Raw genomic sequence first — 26,661 nt, forward strand, 5'->3', positions numbered from 1 at the left:
CCTACACCAATAGGTGGTTGATTGACGCCTTCGGCATTTCTATTTCAAAGGATTCAGCCGCCAACGGCCGCTGCGCTGGGCTCACAAAAGTGGAACAGCCGGCTGAATGCTCTGGAATCAAGTCTACAGGACCATGGCCAAGAAGAATTCCAAGAAAGCCGCTCTCTGGCTGAAGGCCGGACAGCAAGCGCCGCTGTTCTATCCTGACCAGTTCTTCCGCGAGATGGTAGAGGCCCGCGAGGAACTGTTGCAAAAATTGGCCGGCGAGTGCGATGCGGAGCCGCTCACTAGAGGTAGGACTTGGCAGCTCGACCGGCTGAGAGGCGTGCTGCGCGTCGTGTTCCCACCAGACGGTCGTATTCCAGCCAATCTCACCCACGGTGCAGTCCAACGCCATGTTGTGCCCGTGTATAAGGAAATGGGTTGGAAAGAACCCTGCATCGATACCATCGCGCGTGTACGCGGTCGCCGCAAGACGTAGCTGCTGATCACGCAAACACGCAAACACGCATTTGCGCGGCGCGTGTCTGCGTGATGGCTTAGAAGCCCACCTGGCTTCGTTACTCCATATCGTTTTGCGGATATGGAGATAGACACGCATGGCACGTCCTGAAGTAACCGGCCGGAAATCGCCCCACTCCTCAGCAGAAAACCCTGACGCCTACAGCGTTGACGAATTTTGCGCGCGCCACCGCACCTCCGTGCAGCTCTTCTACAAGAATCGCAAGCAGATGCCCCGCACGTTCAATGTCGGCGCGCGCGTCTTGATCAGTAAGGAAGCCGCTGCTGCGTGGCGTCGCGAGCGTGAGCAGGCGGCAAGGCTGCTGCGCGCGTGGCCTAGCCGCAGGGAAGTTTGCCGGGCGCTGGCTCGTCAGTGTACCGCGAATGCTTGATGATCTTGAAGAAGGCACTCTTGATCGGCGGCGCCGTGGGCCGGGCGAGCGGGCGCGCGCCGAGGAGCGGGCGAAGAAATACGAGGACTGGGCACGGCCGCAAGAGCCGCTGGTGGAGGTGCCGGCGTTGGAGACGTGAGCTGTTTCGTCGCTATGCGCCCGAAAGCAGACGGTGCTCATCTTGAGCTTTTGTCGTTCGTGACCCAACTCGGACCTCAGGACGGCAGCCTGAGTAACCAGCAAGCCGATTGCTCGAGCTCGGATTCAGCGCTAATTTGCTTGTCCTCGTCTGGGCAGATAAGCCGGAGGCGAACATGGCGCGATTGGGACCTGCCGCTCAAGCGGCAGGTGCACTCACCATAATTCTGGTGTGTACGACGGGCGCGCACGCGCAGATCACCGACAAGCCTCCATTCTGGGCCTACACTTACAACCCGCCCGACTTCAAGCCGCCGCCCGATGACGGTCAACCTCGCCACGTTCCCGAAAGCACGGCGAGCTATACAGTCCCACAAACGCGTGATCGCTTCCTGGCACCGGACTGGCACCCAGATGACCATCCGCCGATGCCGGCGGTCGTGGCGAGCGGCCGCAAACCTGACGTCTACGCCTGCGGCTTTTGCCATCGTGCTTCTGGCACGGGTGGTCCGGAGAACGCTGACATCGCCGGCCTGCCGGTAGCCTATTTTATTCAGCAGATGCACGACTACAGGAGCGGCAAACGTTCGACAGCACTGCCCGACCGCATTCCGCAAGCATGGATGATCTCCGCCGCGAAGGCGGCGAACGACGACGAGATCAAGGCGGCGGCTGAGTATTTTGCCGCCATCAAGCCAAACAAGTTGGTCGAGGTGGTGGAGACTGAGACCGTGCCGAAACCAACGGTCGCAGGCTGGTTCTTTGTCACTAAAAACGATGAACGCGAGCCGATCGGCCTGCGCATCATTGAGACGCCGACGGATGTCGGCCGCTTCGTCAACCGCGACTCGCGCGTCCGCTTTACCGCCTACGTGCCGCCCGGCAGCGTCGCTACCGGCCACGGGCTGGCCGCGAAGCAGGAGATCGCCTGCGCCGCCTGCCATGGCGAGAAGCTGACCGGCACCGACGTCGTTCCGGGCATCGCCGGGCGCTCGCCGACCTACATCTTCCGCCAGCTCTACGAATATCGGCACGGCTTCCGCGCTGGGCCGGAGAGCAAACCGATGATCGACGTGGTCAAAGCGCTCGACGAGGCAGACTTTTTGTCACTTGCTGCCTATCTCGCCACGCTGGAGCGGTGAAGCGGCCGACGGTCACCCGCTTGCTTATGTTTGGGGCGGGTGCGCAACGACGGGATCAGCGCCCGAGCCGGAATACTGACGTTTGCTTTGCCCTCGAAAGCGGGCGTCATTTGCGTCTGTCGTTGGCCCATCGCGTCAGTTGGCGGATGTAGCGGCACGTCCGATGTAGCGACATGTCCGGAGTGTGGGGTAGACCGGAAGGGGCTGGCAGAGCGCCAAATCGGCGCTGGTGACCCGTAGCGGACTCGGCCAGTGGTTGCGAATGGTCAAGACATCCCTGCCGAGTTCAGCAGCGCCGCTGGGGCCGTCATACATGCCAAAGGGAACCTACGACAGCGCCATGGATTCTTGAGTCTGCCTAGCTGAAATCCCGTGCCGGAGAGGGATGCGGACATTTCAGGTGTGACAGATCCTCCGGGCAAGATGGCCGATTCGCGGAGTGGTTCGATCACCACGATTCGGCAGGTAGCGGTTCCACCGCATCAATTCCACTTCCATCTGGCGCGACATCAGCCGTTCGATGGCCTGACCGGAGACGCGTTACGGCGTGCATCCTCTGCAATGAAATCGGATGTCATGAGCGGTTGTCGCTGCCTGGGTTTGGTCCTGATCGAGCTGAGCATCGTTGCAGCCGCAATCATCACCAGGATGCCGACGAAACTGAGTGCGATCTGCATTGCAAGCTCATCTGAGATTTTGACCAGCGCTATGTGGCTGGCAAGCGCCAGCAGAACGCCGAGGCAATAGATTGCCAGGGGGTTCTCGCCGCAGCGGATCGCCCCGCGCATCGCCGGCGTCGACAGCCCTCGCCAATTGCGAGGCACGAGCCATACCACCAAAATCGCAAGGGCAATAAAATGCAGCAATCGCAAAGGATCGAGGTCCGATTTGCCCGCCAGGTAAGGCAACTTCGCCAGGATCTGTGGGACAAGCACCTCCGGTGGTCTGATGCTCCAACCCAATGCGATAGTCAGGCTGAAAGCCAGATAGAGAACGGCAAGTCCAAGCGCCAAGCGTGAACTCAACCGCGGCCAGAACTTCTTGCCCTCCGTGACACACCACGCACCAAGCACAACCAGCAACTGCCAAGCGAGCGGATTGAAGAACCAAGCGTTGTTCGGCCACGCCGGAACGGTCCAGCCGAAAAGATGCACCGACGCATAAAGCAAGAGCGAGGCGCCGAGCGCCACGTTCGGCACTCGGAGCATCAGCCACAGCAGTGGCGCGAACAAAAGATGGAAAATCACGAAGAGAGGCAAGACGTCGGTGTTGACAGGACGGTATTGCAGGATTGCCGCTTGCGCTAGCGTCGCTCCCGGATGTTCCAAGAGAATGCGCGTATTGGTCTCGTCGGCAAGCCGGCCGCCGCCTGCGAGGTAAACCACCACGGCGCAAGCAAGAATGAGCAGCAAAAAAGCGGCGTAAATGTCCCAGCTACGTTGCAGCGTACGGCCGAGCACGCCGGTCCATCCGCCGCGCTCGTGCGCCTTGCCGTAGGCGATCGCGCAGGTCACACCCGAGGCGAACATGAACACTTCCGCGCTATCGCTGAAGCCGTAATTCCGCAGCGTCAGCCAGCTTCCGATGTTGTTGGGAATATGGTTCAGAAAGATGCACCAGAGCGCGATGCCGCGGCAAACATCGATCCGTAGGTCGCGGCCGGGCACTTTCAGCTCCGGAAGCGCGCTCGTCCTTGGCTTCGCAGGTGTCGCGAGCAACTCAGGTTCGAGGTGCAAAAGCCGACCGATCAACACCTCGGCACTGGGTTCAATCTCCGCCGGGGTTCGGCGAAAGTCACTGTTCGGCACGGCCCTACCGCGACGCTTGTCGAGGTCGACAGGCGCTTCACGCATAGGCTCCCGGGCATTCGAAAGATCGAGCGAACTGATCGTCACCATCTCGACTGAAGGGCTGCGGGGTGGCGGCGCGGGCACCTTCATCATGGTGGCGACGGGCCGAAAGGACGGAAATGACAAGCCTTCCGTCGACTCTTCTTCGGTAATAACCTCATATGATCCGGCCGGTAATAGTCGTTCAGCGCTTGCGATCCGGAATGGGTGCTTGAACACTACCGTTTCGCTCCGCGATCGGGTCATCACCATGATCATTCTCGCAGATTGGCCGCGAGGTGCCGCCGTAACCACTAGCACAGGGGCGATGTTGCCGGGTGCGAGCGACGCCATTCAGCTCTTCGGGCGAATGCGTTTTGATTGAAAACTCAATTGGCCTCCACAGTGAGTGGAGAGCGCTGAAGCTATTTTTCTTTTTCTACGCTTCGTCCCGCTGGAGTACAGCTCCGCGCCAGCGTCACAATCGAACACTCGCAACGGTGCGCTCTTTGTGCCCGAATAGCTATCTCTTTCTTTTTACTCTGGACCAAACCCAGTCGTGAACTGGCAGCCCCCATTACTGATTCCAATCGGCTCTGGCTCTCCAAGGCGTATGCTGTTGGGCTCGTGAGCATCATGTCGACGTGAGGCAGTTTACACGCAGATCTCAACGGCTGGGCCGCACTGCACGACGAAAAAGGGTCTCCATTCAGAGCCTTCGGCCCTGAAGATCACCCTGATCGCGAGAGGTTGGCGTAAACTGACGTCTTGAAGTGCGAATACGACCTCGGTGGGGTATCGCGATGAATTGCCCCGATGTGGAAGTTATTCATTAGGCGCTCGAACGGAAACGGCGTAGGCTTGTTGGCTTGGCCGAGCGGATTGCTTGTCCGAGAGAGCTGCCCAAAAACGGCGACACACCGAAGTCGCCGCTTCTACCAAATGGCAGCCCAGTGCCGTCGGTAGGCACACGTCATCCTGAACATTGATATTCAAATCGCATCACGATGCGCTCGGGTGGTGCCTGCGTGCGTTGGGCGAGCAATTGGAAAGCAAGAAAGGAGAATATCATGAAAATGAGCATTGCAGTCGTTCTTAGCGCTTTGGCGTTTGGGGAGAGAAAGTTGACGAAGTACGCCCGCGTCGCCACTACCGCATGGTTCGGCCGCTCCGTGCTGATCAAATTGGCGCACATTCTCGAAAGAATCGGACTTGCCATGGTTGGGGCCGCGGGCGGTCTGTACGTGGCCGTAGGAATGATGCGCATGGACAATGATTTTTTTCGAAACGAATGGATCGTCTTGTTGATGATGCTTTACGGGGGCTTTGGCTTCTACGTGGGCATCGATCTGCCTAGCCGTCTTGCGCAGACAGTAGAATCCACCAGATCGGGAGAATGGAGCTTTGGCACCGACGCGGCGGCGATAGCTAGCGGGGCCGGAACTTTCTTTGCCGCGAATGCGGTGTTTCTCTCCGTTGGCATCATTGTCTTTGACTACATCATGCGGGATGGATTCAGCGTTATGGTGGCATGCTGTTGGGCGATAGGCACTTCGTTTCAAATTGCTGCCGGCGCCATAGGCCGCAGCAAAGTCATCGTCGAGGATGGTCAGTGAGGAGCAAGATGTGGGGGAAAGATAAATCAATGTCGCTTTGGACGCCCGAGAAGCTAGGCGAGAAAGCCAAGGCAGACGCTGAGAACGACAACTACAATCCGCCACATTCATGGTGGCCCGGCCGATACAGCGTTGGTACCGAAGCCCGCAACAAGTACGACAAAACTTTTAATCTTCATCACAGCGACAAGGACGAGTGCTAGGCTGTCCCAATTCGCGTTCTGGCGAGATGGTCGAATTTGCTCAGATTCGGTACCGCCATAGGCGTTACAAAAACCCTGTCCCCGCAAGGCCCTGGGCGTCTATCGGTGATGACACCGCGATCAGTCGATCTCGTCTGCCTGCTTGTCTGAATAGCCCGAGCCCCTATGGTGCTTTTGCCACTCGAAAGCGGACAAGATCTATACAGACAATGCCATTGGTGCCGTGCTAGCGTTTCGGCATCACCGCAAGGCCAGTAGCATATATCGGTGATTGAGAGCGGATATACGCTGTATGGCCCACAGAATTCCCGCGAGGCGCATGCTTGAGGTGAGGCTGGACGCTCTTCTCCCGCAGAAGTGGGAGTGGCAGGTTTGGGAAGACGACGCCTTGCTGATGAGCGGCCATGAGACTTCGCGGGAAACGGCTCAGATAGAAGGGAATAGCGCCCTGTTTTACCTACTTCGTACGCCGAAGTGACAATTCGAAGCGCCCTAACTCTTTCGACGAAAATCCCTGATGGAAAAATTGGAACACGAACTCGTGGGCTTGCGTGCTCGCGCCGCGGCTCTTCACAGCCGTCATAAAGCTGCTGAGGCGGCCTCCGTTGACGCTGAAGCGAAGCTCCAGCAGCATTTGCTGGAAGCAGACCTCGATGCCGACGAAAAGGCCCGCAACAAGCTGGAGGCTACGGTCGCAGCATGCGCATTGACGCGCGACAACTTCGCCAAGGCGATCGCTGCACAGCAGGCGAAGATCGTCGAGATCGAAGACAACATCACAGCCGAGCGCGCGGCCGTCGAACGCAAGGCCGCGAGCGACAAGCTGGCGCGCGACCTCGATGCGGTCGAGCGAGCACTGCCGGACCATCTGTCGGCTGCTCAGCGCTTGGTCGATGCCCTGGAGAAACTTCACTTTCATTTCGAGAGCGGCGCAATGGCCCGCTTCGTCAGCAACACGACCACGCAGGTCGAAGTCGCTGCCGGCTTCGCTCTCGCCGAACTGCGCGGGATGGTGGGCCCGATCCGCGAGGGCGCCGCGCCGATCCCCGCGGCCAAGCCCGCTGACACGCCGATCGCGGCGGCTGAGCCGGCGCCGCCGACGCAGACGGTGTTCATGCTGAAGTCCGCGAAGTTCCGTGAGCACGACGGCCGATCGCACTTCGCCGGCCAATGGGAAGACGCCACCATGCCGGTGGCGACGGCACAGCGCGCGTTGGGCATGGGCATCGCGGTCCCGGTCACCGATCCACGTCGCGCTCAGCTCCGTGGTACTCGGGGTGGCGACTTCAGTCCGCAGGCGGCCGATGTCGTCGATCTTGACGCCATGCCGCAGGTTGAAACTGACCCGGTAGAATTGTTTTGTGCGAAAAAGTTGGTGGAGAGATGCCGCAAGAGAGCGGAACAATGCCGCTTGAATGCGAGGTACGCACGAAGCGACTTCGATGAAGCTGCGTGGCTGGACCTATCTGACGACTGGACGAAGTTGGCTGAAGCCCTCAAACACGAGGACGATCCCAAGTGGACGCACTAAAGGGCCAACTGAGGCCGCCTCGCTGGATGTCGCCTGGTAGCCCGAAGGCGAAGTGGTTCAATCGGCCGTTGAGATCCGCTGTTAGTGGCAGATCGGACCTGCCGCTCCGCCTCCCGCTCCATCGCTGGATGGCTACGGTTTTTTACCTTTACCCAATGCTTGCTCCGCCCTGCTTGATAAGGGCGATCTCTTCTCTTTGACACCAGTCCAGCCCCTCAAGACCCATGTTGCCCGGCCCGAAACAGATCAGGCCCCAAGTCACCGCGCTCGAAGGGATTGACGAACACACCTTCAGGACGGCGCGCCAGCAGGCGCTCCAAGTTCGCCTTCCTCATCGACATAGGGAGCATGCGGAGGTCGTCGCCGCGATCGGCGAGAATATCAAGGCGCAGAAATGGACTTCATGATCGTGCTTGTGCGAGTGAAGTGCGTTGAAATCAGAGACGCCATCGGTGCCGAGAACGACCGCTTCGCCGTCGAGGACGAAGTGCTTCTGGCGGACCTTACGAGCGGCTTCCAAGGATCCATGGATAACGGCTGGCCCAATTGTAGCCTCCGCGCGTGATCAGGCGCACGCGGTCTCTATCGCGCTCCAAGCGGAGGCGGTAGCCATCGTATTTTACTTCATGAAGCCAATCGAGGCCGTTCGGGACCGCAATGCCCTTCGTCGGCAGGCAGAACTCAAAGGTATGAGGCATAGGGCGCAGATAAGCATCCGCCGACGAACTTCCATGGAGCAGCCTCAGTCGTCATTTCGGTCGTAGGCATCGTGATGATGGTAATGCTCGTGCACTTCGTCACCATGACGAAGTCACAACCAAGCGCATCCCCCGGAGGTTTGCCCGGCGGACCTCGCCGCTCGCAGTCGCAGTCGGGGATTTCGAGAGGAGATGTTCCAACAGAACTAGTTCCCTGGTCCTCACCTCCAGTTGGGCAAGCGCAGGGGCTGCATTCTTTCCTTCACAGATCAGTGCGGCGACTAGCTCAATCTGCTGGGCTGCTCGATGCGTGTGTCCCGGCTCACCCGATGGCCCAAAAAGAATGAATCAGTAGCTTAACATACAATGAAGGGGGCGGGGGAACCTTCTAACCGCGACCCTAAGCCCGTTGCTGGACATTGGAACTCGTCTGAAATGGCGATGTTGTTCCATCATCATCGCCCGGGGGCATTCCGGTAGGCGTCGGTGGCTGAGAGACCAATCGCGCTCCCGCCTGCAAAAGGGGAAAGCAGCGTGCCATGAAGCAACCTGCCCACATTACGACCGCTGAAGAGCGCTTTGCCGACGAGGCGAAGCGATTGCGAGCACAAGCCGAAAAGCTACCGCCAGGGCATGAACGCGACGTCATCCTGCGAAAGGCCAGTTTGGACGAAGCAGCCTCCCACATGTTCGAGTGGCTGAATTCGACGGGCCCAAGACCGCCGACCTGAAACCGAGGACGCGAACGGGAGTTGAGCCATATGGATGACAAAGAGCTGCAAGCCCGCAGTGAACAGGCTCTCGTGGTTGTGACGTTCAGTACAGCAACACTGATCGCGTGCGTTACCTTGTTGGTTTCTCAATTGTAAGGCCGCCTCAGTTGGCGGTCTCTTTCTTGATTAGCCGCACATAGGTGCCGCTCTCGTGCAGTTCGAGCCAGCCGCGCTCGACCGCCATCTTGATGCCGGCGCCGAACTCCGGGCCGCTGCTGCCGTGTTGGTACATGAAGGGCGCGTTGATCTTTTCGATAGGGATGCGGCCATCTTGGACGGGGTCGATGGTGGCGGCGAGTTCGACGAGCTTGCGGGCGGCAGTTTCAGGGTCTGCGTAAGGACGCTTGTCGACATACTTCATGGGACTGTCGATATGCTGAGTCGCCCCAGTTGACTATGCCCAGCACGTTGCCGCCCAAGGTGGTCGTCCACCACATGCCCTTCTATCCACACCCACGACACGCAGTGTGCCGCTCCGGGAGCCTCCCCAACAGATTGACAATTGGCGTTTCAGCCGCCGCCGCTCTTTCATAAGCGCATGGGTAGCAAGTCCCGAGAGAGGATCTATGGCGGTTCAGTCCGGGCATCGGCTGAGCGGGCGGCGGAGGCGCGCAAGGTAGCCGACCGGCTCGCCTGCGAAGCCTGGAACAAACGCGTGCTTGCCTTCCAGGGACCGGCCCAGCCATCCCCAGCGCTCGGTGACGCTCTCAACGCAGGCTTCACGTATCTGGAAGTGAAGTGCCTCGGCTGCGACACCCATCAGACCGTCGCGCTCGATGTCGTGCGGCGGCCGAAGACGACGCCGATCCACGATCTGGAGCGGTATATGCGATGTAAGGACTGTTCGGAGGTGCGCGGTTATCCGTACAAGCGGAGCCATCTGGTTGCGCTGCGGCCGACAAAGATTTCGGCGAGTGATCCGCCGTCGCATCGGTGGCCGGGGGAGCGGTAGGCACTGCTGGAACCATCGGAGGTGCAGCACATTGAGCGGTTATATTAGAGGACCGCTCAATGAACGAAATCGCCGTCATCTTGATCTTACTCGTTGGCGGCTCTTCGCTCGCCTTGGCGCAGAGTGCGGGTGGATCGAGCAGCGGCGGCTCGGCGGCGAGTGGAACTGCGGCTGCCGGCTCTAAAGGCTATGCGGGCAGCACCTTATCAACCGGGCACACCATAAGCGGCACTGGAGGCTCCTCCGGTCCCAACCTCGGCAACGCGCTCAGCCACGCAGCGACCGGCGACGCGGATGCTTCGTCGGTTAGTCCGGCTCCAACTTCCCACGACAACGCGGTGGATACGCCCGCCGCCGAACGCGCCATAGAGAACTTGGGCAACACCGATATTGGCATTCTAAAGAAGAAGTAAGAGCCATGCTGCAGGTCGGCCTCGGTGAGGACGTGGCCTTCCGGAACTCTTGCAGTCCGCAATTAGTTACAGAGCCGCCGACACGATGGAGCATGAGCGGTCGCGTGCGCGGTAGCACGTGACGGTTTCTTGATCGCGCCGGTCGGCAGCACTTGAACAGAGAGAGGCGACAATGAAGGCACCACTTCTTCTTGCTGGCGCATTGATCATCGGATGCGCCGCCCCAGCACTGGCCGATGAGTACTATGTCGTGCAAGGTCCGAGCCGCCAATGCACAGTTACCACCACACGCCCGGCGGACAAGGAGGTCGTAACTCAGATCGGTCCGATGGCGTTCAAGAGCCGCGTGGAAGCCGAAGACCGCATCAAGCAGACCAAAGTCTGCGAGGAAGGGACAGTTGGCAGTAGCAGCAGTACGACTGTCATCAAAGAGAAGTAAGTAAACGCTCGTTCCCGATCGAGTTTGGTGTCGAGAAAAGTCGCGCCCATTTTCTGTCGGCGCGACTTTTTGTGTTTTCCAGACAACTGACCCTTGGGTTCATTCCGGCGGCCTTTACCGAATTCCGCCACACCTACGTGAACAAAACCACTGCTTTGATCGAGCGCTCTCGGCCCGCACGTTCGATACCGGCGCATGTTCTTTTTGTTGGAGGCAAGAACAGCCCTGCTTCCGGTGTTCTCCCGAATTACCCGGTTGCTGTAGAAGCCAAGGTCCGCTTTGCCGGGGCGGCCATTTTATCCCGAACCCGATTTCGAACCGGCAAGGGGTCGCTGCGAGGCGGCCCCTTTCGTTTTACGCGCGCGGCGCCGTGTCACACATGGGTCCGGTATTCTTCCGGATGGGCGTGCCCCTCAAAAAGAATATCTTGTTAACCACTAGATATGACGCTGAAGCCGAATTGTTTCGCGTGGGCGTTGCAGCTATGTCCGCTGACTGGAAAGAGCAGCTTCAACAAATCATCGAACTGTCCCGTGACCGCATCCGGCGCTTAGAAGCCGGAGCGCCCGACGATGCGCCATCACTGCGCATTGACGCGACCCGCCAGATCGAAGCCGAAGAGAAGACCATCGCCCGGCTGCAACGAACGATTGATGCTCTGAACTGACGCGCCACCACGTCAGATGAATCGCGGCATGGCGGACGACATCCGCCGATCGGACATTGAAGGCCGGTGTGTGGGGCGCGCGGCAGGCGTGGCGCGGAGGTGCGGCCGGATTTTTCGACGATCAAGCGGCGGTGATGATCGGGCCAACGTGATGGGCCGGCCGCGCTCGGCCCCCAGAAGCAAGTCCTCCATCGACGCCTGCCACTCCGGAGCGCCGTGCACCACCTTGGGCAGCGTCATGATGTAGAGCGCAGCCAGTCCGGCCCTCCTCAGCCATGCGGACTCACTGGCACGGGTTCGGCAGAAGCCCCCGCAATTTCCGGGGATCAATCTTCCTGTCGCAACTTTCTTCGGTTGATATTTCGGTTTCCCATTGTGTCGAGCGATATTCCTGTATTACATCGCCTTTATCGATTAAGCGGGCGATCCCGGACTGAAGACCGTGCGCCCGATTGATCCGACAGGCGCCACGGAATGGCTTTGCTTGAGTGCCGTCGTTGTTCGCGCGAAGTACGGCGGCGACATCAACGGTTGGGTGCGCTCAATACTTTCGACGGCGGGCGTTCAGAACCCCACCGACCTTTACTGGCGTAATCTTCCCGACTATCGGAAGCGCATCGTTGTGAATGAACTCGTGCAGCATCCGATCCGTGGGTTTGTCCAAACTGCCAGCTGTCGCCCAAATCCGCAGGGTCTGGCCTTCCTCTTTCCCTCACGGTTGTGAGAGCTGGCGAACGCTCGCTTTGTTCGAGATCTGTTCCGAACCTCGGAGAACTACGGTAACCGACGTTGAATACAGGCGCGGCTAGTGAACGAGGCAAGAACGACCTAAGATGCCGCTCATTCCTGTTGATTTTTTTCGAGACGGCGGATCGGGACACAACGGGGGACACTTCAACCGTGGCGCATTGATTTATCTGTTGTTTTTGGCACCTGCGAAGCCCTGCGCAGTGGTTTTACGGCTTATGCCGCGCTCTCCTGGGAGCCGAATTCGTTCTGGCCTCCCTCGCCCTCGTGGAAGTCACCGACACCGCGCCGGTTGACGCCAATGCCGCATCCGCAAGAGCTTGACCGTAGCAACGACGGCCAGGACCACACGGTTTTGCCGTACGCGCGACTCGCCTGCGCCGCAGGGTTCGACGGCGTTGTGCACTTTGCCCTCGACATGCTGGCGCGACGAACCTGACAGCGCCGTGGCGAAGCTCAAGGGCTCACGGAGAGCAATCCGCCCTGCCCTTGGCCTCTCGCGCCCGACGCTGCCGCGTCCACCGCAAGCCCGGCTCCGCGATCATCACGACACATGATCGCCCCTCTCGGATGAGCCGGATGGGCGATACATACGTCATTTCCGAATTTCGGGTAAAGCGGAATATTTTTGCGCGAGGGGATTGACAGGCAGGCGACACATGAGACGGCCGGGAGAGCCGAGACCCGAAACAACAAAGGGGTGCAAAGCACCGCCCCTTCTTCGCGCGTTCCAGAAGCTTGCCGCAGATTTGACCGATGGACGTGCCGATCGCACCCGCGGCCTATGGCGAAAACGATCGCTTAATATGGCTGGGAATAGTAGCGCGGACCGTAATAAGGACCGCCGCCGTAATAACCCGGGCCGCCGTAGTAAGGACCAGGGCCATAATAATAGCGGTTCTCATAGTATTCGCGGCGCTGGCTCTCGGCGATTGCTCCTCCGATCAGGCCTGCCGCCGCGCCCATGAAGGCGAGGCCCGCTGCGTTCGGGCCGCGCCGGTAATAGCGATGACGGCGAGCGGCGCTGAAATCGGTGGCGCCCGACACGGCCTGGCCAGCGACGTCTGCCCTGGCGGGCGGTGCCCCGGCCGAAGCGGCCACGGATGGCGAGGCGGAGACTGCGATCAGGGCGAGACTTGCGAACGCGGCGACGAGCGCGCTGCGGCCGGCTGCGGGAATCATGGGTCTAATGCTCATTTTGACCTTCCTCTGTTCTCGCCCAAAGAGCCATAAGCAAACGACACGTAACGCGCAAACCACTGAAATGGTTTCCTGATCGCGGCGATCTGCCACGCTTTGAACGATTGTAAACCGAACGACTACGCCCAGCTTGAACCATCCAACCTGAGCGGATAATGAACAGCCGCGCCGTTTTTCGGTCGCCGTAAGCGTTTGACGTGAACCAACGCATCAACCGACGCCGTCGGGATCGATGCCATCTAAGGGTTCAACGTGATCGACGCGTCCTTTTCCTCGAAAGAAATCAGATGATTGCGGTTCGCAAACTGCCGGCGCGCTATGCGCCGATCGTAATGCCCTTTGTGCTGTCCGTCCTCATGACGGCGGTGGTGTCGGTCATTTCGACGCTGCGGAGCCTCGGCGCAACGCCGGCGTTCCTGGCAACCTGGCCCGGCGCCTGGGCGCTGTCATGGCTCGTCGCGTTTCCGACGCTGCTCGTGGTGCTGCCACTGGTCCGCCGGATCGTAGCCTGCCTCGTCGCCTCGCCACCTCGACAAGGCCAATAGACTACGACAGCGCCCCCAAAACCCCGCGCGTCGCCTTGTCGATTTCCTCGACATAGCGGCGGCGGGCAAAGGTCTCGGTGAGGAAGCCGACCACCTTGCGGCTGTCGGTGGAATCAACCACCGCCAGCATCTCGGCTTCCGCCTCGTCGAACACCGCCATCGCCGACTTCACGTTCATTTCCGGGATCAGCACGATATCGGTCAGGCGCGCCAGCTCGACCACCTGGATGTCGTCGGCGATGGTGTCGAGGTCGTTGGAGAACAAGTCGGGCAGCATGACGAGGCCGACATATTCGTCGGCATTGTTGACGACGACGATTCCGGGCCGTGACCCCAGCGCGAATTCGCGGCGCACGGCCGCGATCGTCGTGGTCGACGGCACCTTGCCGACGTCGGAACGCATCAAGCGCTCGACGGTGAGGTTGCGCAGCCAGCCGACGTCGTTGGCGCTGCGGATGGTCTCGCCACGCAGATGCAGGCGCCAGGTCGAGAAAGAATGGCCGAACATGAAGCGGACGCAGATCGAGGTGACGATGCAGCCGGCCAGCACCACGGCGGTGACGTCGACATTGCGGGTCATCTCCAGCACCAGGAACGACATCGTCAAGGGACCGCCGACGATGGCGACGCCAAGCGTCGCCATGCCGGTCAGCATCGCGACCAGCGGATCGATCACGAAGTTCGGACTGATCAAGAGGAGCACCGCGGCAAAGAACTTGCCGATCAGGCTGCCGACGAACAGCGAGGCGAAGAACAGGCCGCCCCGGAAGCCCGAGGCGAGCGAGATCAGGCAGGCTGTCACCTTCAGGGCGATGATCAGTGCGATCAGGCCGATCGTCATGTCATGAAAGAGATCGAGCACCATGGCGCCGTGGCCGGCTGCGAGCACCTGCGGTGTGACAATCGCGAAGCCGCCGACGATGAGGCCGCCGATCACCGGACGCAGCCAGACCGGCATCCACGCGAACAGGCGCTCGAACGTCGGCGAGGAGCGCATCACGGCGATGCCGATGCCGCTGGTGACGAGCGCAAGTCCGATCAGGGCGAGGTACTGCTCGACGCCGACGGCGCTGACCTTCGGTATCTCCAGCGAGTACGGCGCGCCCCCCAGCCATTGCGCGGTCAGGGCGCCGGCGAGCGAGGCCGCCAGGATCGGAGCAGCGCTACCGACCGAATAGACGCCGACGATCAGCTCGCAGGCGTAGAAGGCGCCGGTGATCGGCGCGCCGAACGCCGCCGCGATTGCGGCGGCAGCGCCGCAACCGACCATCAGGCGCAGATCGTTGCGGCGGAGATTGAAGAACTTGCCGAGCAGCGAGGCGATGCCGGAGCCGATCTGGGTATAGCCGGCTTCGAGGCCGACCGAGGCGCCGCAGCCGTTGGAGATCAGAGTCTGGCTCGACACCACCAAGCTGTCCCGCATCGACAGATTACCGCCGCGCAGTGCGTTTGCCTCGATCGGGTCGACCGCATTCGAGATCTTCATGCGCCGCCGCGACCATTCCATAATGCCGAGCGCGAGCCCGCCGAGTGCAGGCGCGATCAGCGCCGCCCAGGGACTGACGCTCGCATTGGACGAGAGGCGGACATCGACGGGGATGCCGTAGATCACGACGTGCGCGATCTGGGCGATCTCGGCCATCAGCGTCACGATCGCGCCCGCGAGCGTGCCGATCACCAGCGCGAGCGGGATCAGGTAGAACTCGTTGCTGCGCAGCAGGGCACGCAGCCGAACCATGGTGCGGTTCGTCCCCTTGCGATCGACGAGATGTCTGATCCGCACGAACACTTTCTGCCCGCCCTATTCTTCCGACAGGCCGTAGCCTGCCATGCGCTGGCGGACCCGTTCGATCTCGGCGCTCGGCAGCAGCGGCGGTTGTCCGATCTGGAGACAGCCGTGATATTGCCGCGCAAGTGTCTCGACCTCGACGGCGAGCCACATCGCCTTGTCCAGCGTCTTGCCGATCGCGATCATGCCGTGATGGTCGAGCAGGCAGGCAAGCCGGCCCTCCAGCGCCCGCACCGCATGTTCGGACAGCTCCACGGTGCCGAAAGTGGCATAGGGCGCGCAGCGGATGCTGTCGCCACCGGCGGCCGCGATCATGTAGTGCACCGGCGGGATCTCCATGCCCATGATCGCCAGGATGGTGCAATAGGTCGGATGGGCGTGCACGACGGCGTTGACGTCGGGCCGGGACTTCAGGATGTCGCGATGGAAGCGCCACTCGCTGGACGGCTTCTGCCCAGGAGCATGCGAGCCGTCCATCGCCATGAACACGATCTGGTCCGGCGTCATAGCGTCATAGGGCACGCTGGTCGGGGTGACCAGAAGCCCGTCCACATGCCGGATGCTGATATTACCCGAGGTGCCCTGGTTGATACCGAGCGCATTCATGCGGCGGCAGGCGTCGATGATGGCCTGTCTCTTGGCGAGCTCGTCCGCTGTCATCGACATCTCGATTTCTTCTCGGCTTCTTGGCGGTTTGTCGGCGCTGGGCGTTTGCTAGACCGGAAGTACGTCAAAGCAATAAGGCAGCGCAAGAGAAAGCGACCCGGACCGGCCCATGTCTTGCCGGCACGGCCGCAACGTCTGGAAATACATCGCAAAATCAAAGAATTACCAGATCGTCGCAGCCTCGCCGAAAGCCCGGCTGGACTGCCGCAATCCCGTTGTCGCGAATGGAGCCGAGCGGCCTGCGAGCAGCATGCCGAGCATGCGCGAGCGCACGGCATCTCCGGTGCGCTCGAGGATGCGGGGGATCAGATGAGCGGAGGCGAAGCACAGCAGCAGAAGCAGGCCCGAGAGCACGACCACGATGATGATCGCGAGCTTCGCAGCATCACGAAGGCGGACAGGGAGATGTCAATCGCTGCCGTTTCTTCCGGCCTGGCTTCTTCAAGTGCCGCGCCATAACAAAAGTTAACCCGCGTGCTATGTAAAACGATCGGGCAGCTCGATCGGACAGCAACCATTCTGCACGATTGCCGTTTCACTCAGCATCGACACACGAATAGAAGCAGCCGCGACAATTGCACGAGCACCGTTCCACAATTGACCCGCACGATCCCGTTGCCTGCAGTCACTGGGCGCTTCGATTAGGGACAAACGTCAGAGAGCTCAAGGCTGCCATTCATCAATTCGGTAGCGCTGCGGATGCGGTGGCCTATGGTCTTCAGCAATGGAGGCACAGCGCATCGCGTGGCCATTGGCAAGCCCGCAGCGGCGCGCCGCAGGTCGGTATTCTCTCCGATTCCATGGTCACGCGCGGCGAGCAACTCGCCTCGGTCGCCTTGATCTGCGTCAACGCCGTCGGGCTCGTCGCGGGCGCGGTGCCACGGATCCTTCCGGCAGCGCCTGAAGCAGACATCGATGCTTACCTCGACGGCCTCGACGGCATTTTCATCGGCGGCGGACAGACAAACGTCCATCCCTCCCGGTATGGGCAAATGGCCGACGAGGCGCGCGACGGTCCTTTCGATGAATTCCGCGACGAGATTGCGCTTCGCCTGATCCCGCGTGCATTGGCGCGGGGCATCCCCGCTCTTTTCATCTGCCGCGGAATGCAGGAGCTGAACGTTGCTCTCGGCGGCACGCTGGCAAAGGAGCCGGACGATATGCCCGAGGACCAGCGTCATGGCACGCCCGAGGCGGACAATGAGGATGCGCGCTATCGGTTGCGGCAGAAGGTGACGCTGCGTAAGGGTGGCGTCCTGCAGCAGATCTGTAGCGCAGAGGCCATTCCGGTGAATTCGCTGCATAGTTTCTTGATCGCCGATCTGGCCCCGGGCCTCGTCGCGGAAGCGGTGGCCGAGGACGGCTCGATCGAGGCCGTCAGCGTCAAGGGCGCGAGCGCGTTTGCGCTCGGCACACTCTTTCATCCGGACTATTGGGCCAGCACGGATCATGCCTCGGCCCGCATCCTCTCGGCGTTCGGAGACGCGGTTCGCAAGCATGCCAAGCCGCAAGGGGCAGCGTAGGCCATGCACCGTTACCGCTTCGGCATCGAGGAAGAGTATTTTCTGGTCAATCGGCAATCGGCGGCGCCTAGATCCGAGCTGCCCAAGCCCTATATGGCGGCGGCCCAGAAGCGCCTCGGCGAACGGCTGACCACCGAAATCCTGCAATCGCAGATCGAGGTGGCGACGCCGCCGCTGGCGTCTTCGGCCGATGCGATCGCCGAGCTCACGCGCTACCGCTCGGTTCTCGCCGAGGTCGGCAAGGACCACGGGGTCGGCATCATTGCCGCGGGGACGCATCCACTGGCTCAACCGCAGCAGCAGCGCATGACGCGCAAGCGCCGCTACAGCAAGGTCATCAGCGATCTCGGAATGGTCGGCCTCGGCAATCCTATCAGCGGCCTGCACGTTCACGTCGAGGTGCCTGAGCCGGACCAGCGCGTCGAGATCATGCACCGCCTGGTGCCGTTCCTGCCGCTGCTGCTGGCGCTCTCGACCTCGTCGCCGTTCTGGTGCGGCTGTCCAACGGGACTGCTGGGCTACCGCAATGCCGCAAACGACGCCCTGCCCCGGACCGGTTTCCCGGAGATGTTTCGCAACCTCGCCGAATACGAGACCTATGTGAAGACATTGGTCGACGCGGGCATCGTCCCCAATGCCACCTATGTCTGGTGGGCGCTGCGGCCGTCGCTTCAGCATCCGACCCTGGAGCTGCGCATCACCGACTGTTGCACGGCAATTGCAGACTCGGTAGCAATCGCAGCCCTGTTTCGCGCGCTGGTCCGGCGTGTCGTGCACCATCCCGATCTGAATGCCACCTATTCGCCTGTGCACCGCGCGCTGATCGAGGAAAACCGCTGGCGAGCCCAGCGCTATGGAACCGACGGCACATATATCGATCTGGCGTCCTTTGAGCCGATCTCATTCAGGAGCTGGCTCGAGGCGGTGATTGCCATGCTGGCGCCCGACATCGCGCATCTCGGCATCGAAAGCGATATCCAGCATTTGAAGATGATCCCGAAGCGCGGCACTTCGGCGCATCTTCAGCTCGAATATTTCCGTAGTTTGCGGAAATTCGGTCGCTCGCCGCGGGAGGCCATTGCCGACGTGACGAAATGGCTGCGGACTTCGACCGAGGCCGGCGACTTCACGGCGCGCGGCAGTGAGCCGAAGGGCACGCCGGTGCGGCAGCCTCTGGCGCATCTCGTCTGACATCTCCCGAGCGCGGCCGCATGGAACGACGTTTCGGCAGCCGACTTAGCTCAGCATGCCCGTAATGGACATCGGTGGAGACCAACTATGAGCGACAGCGGAGTTAGCATGCTGCTGGGTCACGCCTCGGCCCAGATGCTTTGGCTCTGGTTCATCGGCGCGTTCGTGCTCGGCGGCGTCCTCGTCTACGGAGTGATGAAGGCCGGCCGCCTGCGCCGCAGCGAGCGTGCGCGGCTCGATCGCGCGACCGAAGAGCGACAGCGCCAGGAAGACCCCTATAAGCGCCTGACCTGAGCGATCGCCACGAACCCCGGTTGCCAGTTTGGAACTTTCGTTCTCGAAAGGGTTTTGATCGCCTGAGGATTGAGGAAGGCGACGCCTTCCCGTGTCACCTCAAGAGGAGGACGTATGGCTAAACGAGCGAAGAAACGGACAACCAAGAAGACCGCGGCGCGGCGACCGCGTCAGGCGCCGAAGATGCTCAGTGACCTGTTCCTGGAGACGCTGAAGGACATCTATTTCGCCGAGAACAAGATCATCAAGACGCTGCCCAAAATGGCAAAGGCCGCAAACTCGAAGGAGCTTGCGGCGGCGTTCAACAAGCATCTGCGCGAGACCCAGGGCCAGGTCAAACGTCTCGACCAAGTCTTCAAAATGCTGGGCAAGCCGGCGCGCGGCAAGCCCTGCGAGGCCATCAACGGCATCGCGGACGAGGGCGCCGAAATCATGAAAGAGTTCAAGAACGCTCCCGCCCTCGATGCGGGCCTGCTCGCCTCGGCACAGGCGGTCGAACATTACGAAATCTCCCGCTACGGCACGCTGCGGACCTGGGCCGAGGAGCTCGGCATGCAGGATGCGGCAAGGCTGCTTCAGGAGACGTTGGACGAGGAAGAGGCGACCGACCGCGCGCTGACCGAGCTCGCCACCTCCGTGATCAACCTCGAAGCGGAAGAGGAGTACCGCGCAGCGGCCTGACGCTGTGCGTGGCCGATAACGGAACGCCGCGGTGCGAGCCGCGGCGTTTTCCTTTTCTGGATCGCAGGATCCGCATGGCACGTCCGCGCCGGCGGGCTGGAATTCTCGGGAACCAGCCCCATATGCAGCCTTTCCCATCGCCGAGTCCGCATCATGCAACCCAAAAATCCCCTCGACTGGATGCTGTCCGAAGCCCTGGACTCGTTGACCCGCGCCGAACGGCTGCGCCAGCAGTTCGGCCGCCAGGAAGCCTGCTGGGAGCCACCGATCGACGTGCTCGAAACCGAGCAAGAGCTCCTGATCCTGATCGCGCTTCCCGGCGTCAATCCGAGCAATGTCGAGACGGCGATCCATGACGGCGTGCTCGTGATCTCCGGCCAGCGCACCCTTCCCCCGGAGCTTCGCAACGCCCGCATCCACCGGCTCGAGCTGCCGCAGGGCCGCTTCGAGCGGCGCATCGCGCTTCCGCTTGGCCGCTATGCCATCAGCCGCTTCGTGATGGACGGCTGCGTCGCGCTGCGCCTCGCCAAATCCTGAGATTGATCATGGCTGCCGAACAGATGAATACCCAGCAAAACGGTTCCGACGTGAAGATTCCCGAGGACGCATTGATCATCATCCCCGTGCGCGAGATGGTGCTGTTTCCCGGTGCCATCGCGCCGATTTCGATCGGCCGCGCAAAGTCCATCGCCGCCGCGCAGCAGGCGCTGCGCGAGCAGCGGCCGGTCGGCATCGTCCTGCAACGCAGCCCCGAGATCGACGAGCCCGGCCCGGACGACCTCTACCGGGTCGCGACCATCGCCAATATCGTGCGCTACATCACCGCGCCCGACGGCAGCCACCACATCGTCTGCCAGGGCGTGCAGCGCGCCCGCATCCTCGACTTCCTGCCGGGCACACCTTTCCTGGCTGCGCGCATCCAGCAGATCCCCGAGCCGACCACGACCTCGCCTGAGATCGAGGCGCGCGCGCTCAACCTGCAGCGCCAGGCCATCGAGGCGATCGAGCTGCTGCCGCAGGCCCCGCCCGAGCTGGCCGCGATGTTCCAGGGCACCAGCGCGCCCGGTGCGCTGGCGGACCTCGCGACCTCGTTCATGGACATCAAGCCGCAGGACAAGCAGGAGGTGCTGGAGACCATTGACCTCGCCTTGCGGGTCGAGAAGGTGTCGAAGCACCTCGCCGAGCGGCTGGAGGTGCTGCGCATCAGCAACGAGATCGGCCAGAAGACCCGGGCCAGCTTCGACGAGCGGCAGCGCGAGGCGATCCTGCGCGAGCAGATGGCGACCATCCAGCGGCAGCTCGGCGAAGGCGACGGCAAGCAGGCTGAGGTCGCCGAGCTGACGGCTGCCATCGCCAAGGCTAACATGCCGCCCGAGGCGGACGCGCACGCCAAGAAGGAGCTGCGCCGCTACGAGCGCATGCCGGAGGCCGCCGGCGAAGCCGGCATGGTCCGCACCTATCTCGACTGGCTGATCGAGCTGCCCTGGGCCCTGCCCGCGGAGAAGCCGATCGACATCAAGGAGGCGCGCCGCATCCTCGATGCCGATCATTTCGGCCTGGAGAAGATCAAGAGCCGGATCATCGAATATCTGGCGGTGCGCAAGCTCGCCCCGCAGGGCAAGGCGCCGATCCTGTGCTTCGTCGGCCCGCCTGGCGTCGGCAAGACCTCGCTCGGCCAATCCATCGCACGCGCGATGGATCGCCCCTTCGTGCGCGTCAGCTTAGGCGGCGTGCATGACGAGGCGGAGATCCGTGGCCACCGGCGCACCTATATCGGCGCGCTGCCCGGCAACATCATCCAGGGCATCAAGAAGGCGGGCGCCCGCAACTGCGTGATGATGCTCGACGAGATCGACAAGATGGGCCGCGGTGTGCAGGGCGATCCTTCCGCCGCCATGCTGGAGGTGCTCGACCCCGAGCAGAACGGGACGTTCCGGGACAATTACCTGGGCGTGCCCTTCGACCTGTCGCGCGTGGTGTTCATCGCGACCGCCAATATGCTGGATCAGATCCCGGGTCCGCTCCTGGACCGCATGGAGTTGATCAGCCTCGCCGGCTACACCGAGGACGAGAAGCTGGAAATCGCGCGGCGCTACCTGGTGCGGCGCCAGCTGGAGGCCAACGGCCTCTCGGCCGAACAGGCCGAGATCGAGCCGGAGGCGCTGAAGCTGATCGTCAAGGGCTACACCCGCGAGGCCGGCGTCCGTAACCTCGAGCGTGAGATCGGCAAGGTGTTCCGGCATGCCGCGGTGCAGATCGCCGATGGCACGGCCGCAAAGGTCGTGGTGGGCCCGAAGGACATCGCCATCGTGCTCGGCCAGCCGCGCTTCGAAGGCGAGATCGCGCTGCGCACCAGCGTTCCGGGCGTTGCCACCGGCCTTGCGTGGACGCCGGTCGGCGGCGACATCCTGTTCATCGAGGCGACGCGCGTGCCCGGAAAGGGCGGGCTGATCCTGACCGGTCAGCTCGGCGACGTCATGCGCGAGAGCGTGCAGGCTGCGCTGACGCTGGTGAAGAGCAAAGCCGCCCAGCTCAGCATCGATCCGCAGCTGTTCGAGAAGAGCGACATCCACGTTCACGTTCCCGCGGGCGCGACCCCGAAGGACGGACCGAGCGCGGGCGTTGCGATGTTCACGGCACTGACGTCCCTGCTCACCAATCGCACGGTGCGCAGCGACACCGCGATGACCGGCGAGATCTCGCTGCGCGGCCTGGTGCTGCCTGTCGGCGGCATCAAGGAGAAGGTGGTGGCGGCCGCCGCTGCCGGATTGAAGCGCGTGATGCTGCCAGCGCGCAACAAACGGGACTACGACGAGATCCCGAAGAGCGCGCGGGACAACCTCGAATTCATCTGGCTGGAGCGCGTGGACGAAGCCATCGCCGCGGCGCTCGAGCCGGCTGACGCCAAGGTCGAAGCTGCGGAGTAACGGTGATGAGCGGATTGCTGGAAAGAGCGAAGCGATCGCGGACAACGCAGCGGCTGCGCCAGCTGCTCGATCGCGCCATCGACCGGGTGCGCGATGCGCTTGCGGCGCCAGGACCGCGGCTCGAGCCGGTCCCGGTCCGGGTGAAGCGCCGCAAGGGTTGAGCCCTCCGTCTCAAGCCCTCGCGGCAGCCCCAAATAAAAGGCCCCCTCGGACTGAGGGGGCCTTTGCGTTGTCAGGCCACGGCGTCCTTGGCAGCCTTGACCGGGCGGGCGCGGACGATCTTCCGGGCCGGCTTGGCCTTGAACATCATCTCTTCACCCGTGAACGGGTTGGTACCCTTGCGCGCCTTGGTCGCGGGCTTTTTGATGACCACGAACTTGGCGAAGCCCGGCACCAGGAACAGGCCGTTCTTCTTGAGCTCCTTGTGACCGACGTCGGTCAGCGTCTCCATAACGCTCTTGACGTCACGCTTGGAAAGCTCGGTGGCGGTCGCAATCTTTTCGATCAGCTGCGATTTCGACATTTGGGTTGGCATCGTGTCTCCTCTGATTCGTTGCCGGTTGCATATTAGACCAACCGGCGAAGGCCTATAGCCTTCTGCACAGTTTTGTCTCGGTTTTTACGGGCTTTTTTGGCCCTCTGTGACAAAAAACCCTGCATTTTAGCTGCTTCCGGAGCGAAAGGAGCCTCAGGCAGCGGTTTTTGCCTTGTTTCAAAGGCCCGCAAGCCACCTTGCTAAAGCTGATTCGATGCTTTCGACAAGCGACGACCGGCCTCTTTGCCGGAGGCCGGTCGCGATTCACCGTGAAATATAAGGGCTAGACGCGCTCGATGATGACCGCCGGCGCCATGCCGCCGGCGGCGCACATAGTGACGAGACCGCGCTTGAGGTCGCGCCGTTCGAGCTCGTCGAGTACGGTGCCGATCAGGATCGAGCCGGTCGCGCCGATGGGATGGCCGAGCGCGATCGAGCCGCCATTGACGTTGACCTTGGCGCGATCGAGCCTGAGATCGCGGATGTATTTTTCCGCAACCACCGCAAAGGCCTCGTTGATCTCGAACAGGTCAATGTCATCGACAGTCAGCCCCGCCTTCGCCAGCACCTTGCGCGTCGCCGGGACCGGCGCGTTCAGCATCAGGGTCGGCGAGTCCCCCATGTTGGCCATCGCCACGACGCGGGCGCGCGGTTTGAGGCCATGTGCCTTGGCGTAGGCCGGCGAGGCCAGCAGGATTGCGGCGGCGCCGTCGACCACGCCGGACGAGTTGCCGGCGTGGTGCACGAAGTCGATTTCGAGGTCGGGATATTTTTGCAGGATCAAGCCGCGATAGGTCGTGCCCTTATCGTCGAGCGCATAATCGGCGACGGCGGAGAACGCCGGCTTCAGGCTGCTCAGCCCCTCCATCGTGGTCTGCGGGCGCGGATATTCTTCATGGTCGAGCGCAAGGCTGCCGTCCTCGCGCTGGACGGGCACGAGGCTCTTCTTGAAGTGGCCGTTCGCGATCGCATGCGCTGCCCGTTTCTGGCTCTCCAGCCCGAGCGCGTCGACGTCCTGCCGCGTGATACCTTCCAGCGTCGCGATGGCATCGGCGCAGACGCCCTGATGCGACTGCGGGTGCCGCGCCCGCAGGCGAAGATTGCCGCTGTCCATCATCATCGGACCAGAGCCGCGCCGCCCCTCCATCGACATCATCTCGCAGCCGCCGGCGATGACGAGGTCTTCGGCGCCCGCCATGATCGAGCTGGCGGCCATGTTGACGCTGGTGATGCCGGAGCCGCAGAAGCGGTCGAGCGTCACCGCGCTCGCGCGCACGTCATAGCCGGCATCCAGCGCCGACATCCGCCCGAGATCACCGCCTTGCGTCGCGACCTGCGCGCTGCAGCCCCAGACGATGTCGTCGACATCGGCGGTATCGATGCCGGTGCGGTCGGCAAGCGCGCGCAGCACGGTTGCACCCAGTTGCTGCGGATGAATGCCCGAGAGTGCTCCCTTGCCGGCCTTGCCGACGCCCCGCGGGGTGCGGCAGGCATCGATGATGAGCGCGTCAACCATTGGCGTTGTCCTCTTGTTTATGGGTGTTGAGAGGCGTTGTGAATTAGGGGGCCAGGTGAGTCAATCCGTGGCGTGTGCACCCCTCCCCCGGATTTTCCGCTACGCGTAAAATCGGGCTAGGGGCATGCGATCTGAGCGATGGCGCGCGAAAGCCTCAGCGACGTCATGGACCTACACGGGAAGAAGGCGCTCACACACCCGCCGCGTTGTTCGCGATCACGTTGCGGTAGAAGCTGGCGCTGAGCTTTGGGGTGCGGACCTGGGTGTCGAAATTGACGTGATAGAGGCCGAAGCGCTTGTTCAACCCGTACACCCATTCGAAGTTGTCCATCAGGCTCCAGAGGAAGTAGCCGCGCACCGGCACACCCTCAGTGGTGGCGCGCTGGAGCTGGGCGAGATAGTTGCGCAGATACATGATGCGATCGGTGTCGTAGATCTTGCCGTCCGCCGTGACGACGTCATCGCTGGAGGTGCCGTTCTCGCTGATATAGATTGCGTCGGTCTTCCAGATCTTCGCAGCCAGCTTCGGGACCCAGTAGATCGTCTCGGGACCGACGCGCAGCCAGTCCGAGTTCATGTGCGGGAACGATTTCGGGATCGGCAGCGGCATGAAGCCGGCACCCTGGTCGGAAGCCACCACATAGTTCTGCGGGGCGTAGATGTTGAGGCCGAGGAAATCGACCGGCGAGGAGATGATCTTCAGCTCCGCATCGGTGTATTTCGGCGCGTTGGGCCCGGCGAATTTCAGGAAGGCGTCGGTATACTTGCCCGTCATGATGACGTTGAGATAACCGGCATTCATCTCGCGCAGCGCGATTCCCGCGGCGCGGACGTTCTCCGGCGTGTCGATCGCGGGCGCGCAGGCGTCGATGTTCTCGGCCGGCCCTACGCGGGTGCCGCGGCGGCCATGGGCGCGCACCGCCTGCACGGCGAGCCCGTGCGCGAGCGCGCTGTTGTGCCTGATCTGGTTGACCTCGGCCTGGGGCAGCGTCAAGCCCGGCGCGTCGATGCCGACGCCATAGCCAAAATAGACGAAGCGGCCGCTCTCGTTCAGCGTGAACACGTTCTTGACCCGGTCGGTCAGATGCTTGGCGACATAGGCGGCATAGTCGCCGAAGATCTTGCAAGTCTCGGTCGAGCGCCAGCCGCCAAAACGGTCCTGAAGCGATTGCGGCAGGTCCCAATGATAGAGTGTCAGCCACGGCTCGATGCCGTTCTTGAGGAGCTCGTCGATCAGGCGGTTGTAGAAGTCGAGCCCCTTCGGATTGGGCTTGCCGTCGCCGTCCGGAAACACCCGCGGCCAGGCCACCGAGAAGCGATAGGCCTTGCAGCCGAGCTCCTTGATCAGCGCGACATCCTCCTTGTAGCGTTGATAATGCTCGTTGGCGCGGTCGCCATTGGTGCCGTCCTCAATCTTGCCGGGGATGCGGACAAACTTGTCCCAGATCGAGGCCCCTCGCCCATCCTCGTTGACCGCACCCTCGACCTGATAGGACGACGTCGCCGTGCCCCAGAGGAAGCCTGCGGGGAAGCCGTTTCCGCGCGGCGGCGATGCCGGCTTGACCTCGAGAGCTTCAAGGGGACTCGCAACTCCGGCTGCGGACAATCCCGCCAGCTTGGCAAACTGGCGACGCGAGACCTTGTCCGACATTGATGCTGCTCCGCTTCTTCGTTTCGGCCCGGCACAATGAACAGTTCCGGGCCGTTTGAGAAGCGCATGCGGGAGGACCCAGATCCGGCAAGCGTTGGTGAC

General features: G+C 62.0%; 30 protein-coding genes. 20 read left to right on the forward strand and 10 right to left on the reverse strand.

The features are described 5' to 3' along the window. Window position 1 precedes the first annotated feature (1 nt). Window positions 2-601 (reverse strand): hypothetical protein, encoded by a 600-nt coding sequence (locus IVB12_RS22185; RefSeq protein WP_247301929.1) that lies wholly within the window; start codon window positions 599-601, stop codon window positions 2-4. Here IVB12_RS22185 and IVB12_RS22190 point away from each other — a divergent pair. The 3 genes from IVB12_RS22190 to IVB12_RS22200 all read left to right on the forward strand — a co-directional run bounded on the left by IVB12_RS22190 (window position 600) and on the right by IVB12_RS22200 (window position 2,173). Further along, a complete protein-coding gene (locus IVB12_RS22190) occupies window positions 600-893 on the forward strand; it encodes a hypothetical protein (protein ID WP_247301933.1) in 294 nt (97 codons plus the stop codon). The genes IVB12_RS22185 and IVB12_RS22190 overlap by 2 nt on opposite strands. Then, window positions 886-1,032, forward strand: coding sequence for a hypothetical protein (locus tag IVB12_RS22195; RefSeq protein ID WP_247301936.1), 147 nt, complete (start codon window positions 886-888; stop codon window positions 1,030-1,032). The genes IVB12_RS22190 and IVB12_RS22195 overlap by 8 nt, the downstream gene beginning before the upstream one ends. Window positions 1,033-1,207: 175 nt before the next feature. After that, a complete protein-coding gene (locus IVB12_RS22200) occupies window positions 1,208-2,173 on the forward strand; it encodes a cytochrome C-binding protein (RefSeq protein WP_247301938.1) in 966 nt (321 codons plus the stop codon). Window positions 2,174-2,682: 509 nt separating this feature from the next. Here IVB12_RS22200 and IVB12_RS22205 read toward each other — a convergent pair. Further along, window positions 2,683-4,275 carry an OpgC domain-containing protein gene (locus tag IVB12_RS22205; protein ID WP_247301941.1) on the reverse strand — a complete coding sequence of 531 codons (1,593 nt, stop codon included), beginning with the start codon at window positions 4,273-4,275 and terminating at the stop codon, window positions 2,683-2,685. Window positions 4,276-5,072: 797 nt separating this feature from the next. On the opposite strand from IVB12_RS22205, the gene IVB12_RS22210 reads away from it, so the two are divergent. From IVB12_RS22210 to IVB12_RS22225, 4 genes are all read left to right on the forward strand, one after another. Beyond that, entirely contained in the window at window positions 5,073-5,618 is a 546-nt protein-coding gene (locus IVB12_RS22210) for a hypothetical protein (RefSeq protein WP_247301945.1), read from the forward strand. Window positions 5,619-6,338: 720 nt separating this feature from the next. Then, window positions 6,339-7,352: a hypothetical protein gene (locus IVB12_RS22215; RefSeq protein ID WP_247301948.1), complete on the forward strand. Its 1,014-nt coding sequence runs from the start codon at window positions 6,339-6,341 to the stop codon at window positions 7,350-7,352. Window positions 7,353-7,746: 394 nt separating this feature from the next. Then, window positions 7,747-7,917, forward strand: a complete 171-nt coding sequence (locus IVB12_RS38435) for a hypothetical protein (protein ID WP_346015897.1) — start codon at window positions 7,747-7,749, stop codon at window positions 7,915-7,917. Window positions 7,918-8,589: 672 nt separating this feature from the next. Next, entirely contained in the window at window positions 8,590-8,781 is a 192-nt protein-coding gene (locus IVB12_RS22225) for a hypothetical protein (protein WP_247301950.1), read from the forward strand. A gap of 145 nt (window positions 8,782-8,926) precedes the next feature. Here the strand turns inward: IVB12_RS22225 and IVB12_RS22230 are convergent, their stop codons facing one another. Next, entirely contained in the window at window positions 8,927-9,184 is a 258-nt protein-coding gene (locus tag IVB12_RS22230) for a hypothetical protein (protein ID WP_247301953.1), read from the reverse strand. A 177-nt stretch (window positions 9,185-9,361) separates the two neighbouring features. Here IVB12_RS22230 and IVB12_RS22235 point away from each other — a divergent pair, with 177 nt between their 5' ends. The 5 genes from IVB12_RS22235 to IVB12_RS22255 all read left to right on the forward strand — a co-directional run bounded on the left by IVB12_RS22235 (window position 9,362) and on the right by IVB12_RS22255 (window position 12,018). Continuing rightward, window positions 9,362-9,775, forward strand: coding sequence for a hypothetical protein (locus IVB12_RS22235; protein ID WP_247302296.1), 414 nt, complete (start codon window positions 9,362-9,364; stop codon window positions 9,773-9,775). Window positions 9,776-9,834: 59 nt separating this feature from the next. Next, a complete protein-coding gene (locus IVB12_RS22240) occupies window positions 9,835-10,188 on the forward strand; it encodes a hypothetical protein (protein ID WP_247301955.1) in 354 nt (117 codons plus the stop codon). Between the two features lie 172 nt (window positions 10,189-10,360). After that, window positions 10,361-10,627: a hypothetical protein gene (locus IVB12_RS22245; protein WP_247301957.1), complete on the forward strand. Its 267-nt coding sequence runs from the start codon at window positions 10,361-10,363 to the stop codon at window positions 10,625-10,627. A gap of 379 nt (window positions 10,628-11,006) precedes the next feature. Further along, on the forward strand, window positions 11,007-11,294 hold the full coding sequence (locus IVB12_RS22250) for a hypothetical protein (RefSeq protein WP_247301960.1): 288 nt from the start codon (window positions 11,007-11,009) through the stop codon (window positions 11,292-11,294). Window positions 11,295-11,778: 484 nt separating this feature from the next. After that, the gene (locus tag IVB12_RS22255; RefSeq protein WP_247301963.1) at window positions 11,779-12,018 is read left to right on the forward strand and encodes a hypothetical protein; all 240 of its coding nucleotides are present in this window, start codon (window positions 11,779-11,781) and stop codon (window positions 12,016-12,018) included. A gap of 824 nt (window positions 12,019-12,842) precedes the next feature. Here the strand turns inward: IVB12_RS22255 and IVB12_RS22260 are convergent. Then, the gene (locus IVB12_RS22260) at window positions 12,843-13,238 is read right to left on the reverse strand and encodes a hypothetical protein (RefSeq protein ID WP_247301965.1); all 396 of its coding nucleotides are present in this window, start codon (window positions 13,236-13,238) and stop codon (window positions 12,843-12,845) included. Window positions 13,239-13,528: 290 nt separating this feature from the next. Here IVB12_RS22260 and IVB12_RS22265 point away from each other — a divergent pair, with 290 nt between their 5' ends. Further along, window positions 13,529-13,786, forward strand: a complete 258-nt coding sequence (locus IVB12_RS22265) for a DUF2798 domain-containing protein (protein WP_247280534.1) — start codon at window positions 13,529-13,531, stop codon at window positions 13,784-13,786. 1 nt (window position 13,787) lies between these two features. On the opposite strand, the gene IVB12_RS22270 is transcribed toward IVB12_RS22265, so the two are convergent. The 3 genes from IVB12_RS22270 to IVB12_RS22280 all read right to left on the reverse strand — a co-directional run bounded on the left by IVB12_RS22270 (window position 13,788) and on the right by IVB12_RS22280 (window position 16,601). Then, window positions 13,788-15,575 carry a chloride channel protein gene (locus IVB12_RS22270; protein WP_247301968.1) on the reverse strand — a complete coding sequence of 596 codons (1,788 nt, stop codon included), beginning with the start codon at window positions 15,573-15,575 and terminating at the stop codon, window positions 13,788-13,790. A 12-nt stretch (window positions 15,576-15,587) separates the two neighbouring features. Then, window positions 15,588-16,241 (reverse strand): L-fuculose-phosphate aldolase, encoded by a 654-nt coding sequence (locus tag IVB12_RS22275; protein ID WP_247301971.1) that lies wholly within the window; start codon window positions 16,239-16,241, stop codon window positions 15,588-15,590. 162 nt (window positions 16,242-16,403) lie between these two features. After that, entirely contained in the window at window positions 16,404-16,601 is a 198-nt protein-coding gene (locus IVB12_RS22280; protein WP_247301974.1) for a hypothetical protein, read from the reverse strand. Between the two features lie 344 nt (window positions 16,602-16,945). On the opposite strand from IVB12_RS22280, the gene IVB12_RS22285 reads away from it, so the two are divergent. The 7 genes from IVB12_RS22285 to IVB12_RS22315 all read left to right on the forward strand — a co-directional run bounded on the left by IVB12_RS22285 (window position 16,946) and on the right by IVB12_RS22315 (window position 23,018). After that, a complete protein-coding gene (locus IVB12_RS22285) occupies window positions 16,946-17,764 on the forward strand; it encodes a gamma-glutamyl-gamma-aminobutyrate hydrolase family protein (RefSeq protein ID WP_247280531.1) in 819 nt (272 codons plus the stop codon). A gap of 3 nt (window positions 17,765-17,767) precedes the next feature. Then, window positions 17,768-18,955 (forward strand): carboxylate-amine ligase, encoded by a 1,188-nt coding sequence (locus tag IVB12_RS22290; RefSeq protein WP_247301977.1) that lies wholly within the window; start codon window positions 17,768-17,770, stop codon window positions 18,953-18,955. 87 nt (window positions 18,956-19,042) lie between these two features. Then, window positions 19,043-19,249 carry a hypothetical protein gene (locus IVB12_RS22295; RefSeq protein ID WP_247301980.1) on the forward strand — a complete coding sequence of 69 codons (207 nt, stop codon included), beginning with the start codon at window positions 19,043-19,045 and terminating at the stop codon, window positions 19,247-19,249. A gap of 114 nt (window positions 19,250-19,363) precedes the next feature. Further along, entirely contained in the window at window positions 19,364-19,930 is a 567-nt protein-coding gene (locus IVB12_RS22300; RefSeq protein ID WP_247280528.1) for a ferritin-like domain-containing protein, read from the forward strand. A gap of 153 nt (window positions 19,931-20,083) precedes the next feature. Further along, complete coding sequence (locus IVB12_RS22305) at window positions 20,084-20,467, forward strand: Hsp20/alpha crystallin family protein (RefSeq protein ID WP_247301982.1); 384 nt, start codon at window positions 20,084-20,086, stop codon at window positions 20,465-20,467. A gap of 8 nt (window positions 20,468-20,475) precedes the next feature. Beyond that, window positions 20,476-22,857 carry an endopeptidase La gene (gene lon, locus IVB12_RS22310; RefSeq protein WP_247301997.1) on the forward strand — a complete coding sequence of 794 codons (2,382 nt, stop codon included), beginning with the start codon at window positions 20,476-20,478 and terminating at the stop codon, window positions 22,855-22,857. A gap of 5 nt (window positions 22,858-22,862) precedes the next feature. After that, complete coding sequence (locus IVB12_RS22315; RefSeq protein ID WP_247302000.1) at window positions 22,863-23,018, forward strand: hypothetical protein; 156 nt, start codon at window positions 22,863-22,865, stop codon at window positions 23,016-23,018. Window positions 23,019-23,089: 71 nt separating this feature from the next. Here the strand turns inward: IVB12_RS22315 and IVB12_RS22320 are convergent, their stop codons facing one another. The 3 genes from IVB12_RS22320 to IVB12_RS22330 form a co-directional block, all read right to left on the reverse strand. Next, complete coding sequence (locus IVB12_RS22320) at window positions 23,090-23,392, reverse strand: HU family DNA-binding protein (RefSeq protein WP_084805933.1); 303 nt, start codon at window positions 23,390-23,392, stop codon at window positions 23,090-23,092. Between the two features lie 283 nt (window positions 23,393-23,675). Next, the gene (locus tag IVB12_RS22325) at window positions 23,676-24,908 is read right to left on the reverse strand and encodes an acetyl-CoA C-acetyltransferase (RefSeq protein WP_247302003.1); all 1,233 of its coding nucleotides are present in this window, start codon (window positions 24,906-24,908) and stop codon (window positions 23,676-23,678) included. Window positions 24,909-25,098: 190 nt separating this feature from the next. Next, window positions 25,099-26,559 (reverse strand): GH1 family beta-glucosidase, encoded by a 1,461-nt coding sequence (locus tag IVB12_RS22330; RefSeq protein ID WP_247302005.1) that lies wholly within the window; start codon window positions 26,557-26,559, stop codon window positions 25,099-25,101. Between the last annotated feature and the right edge of the window lie 102 nt (window positions 26,560-26,661).

Origin of the sequence: Bradyrhizobium sp. 179 (assembly GCF_023073535.1) — a bacterium.
Classification (GTDB): domain Bacteria; phylum Pseudomonadota; class Alphaproteobacteria; order Rhizobiales; family Xanthobacteraceae; genus Bradyrhizobium.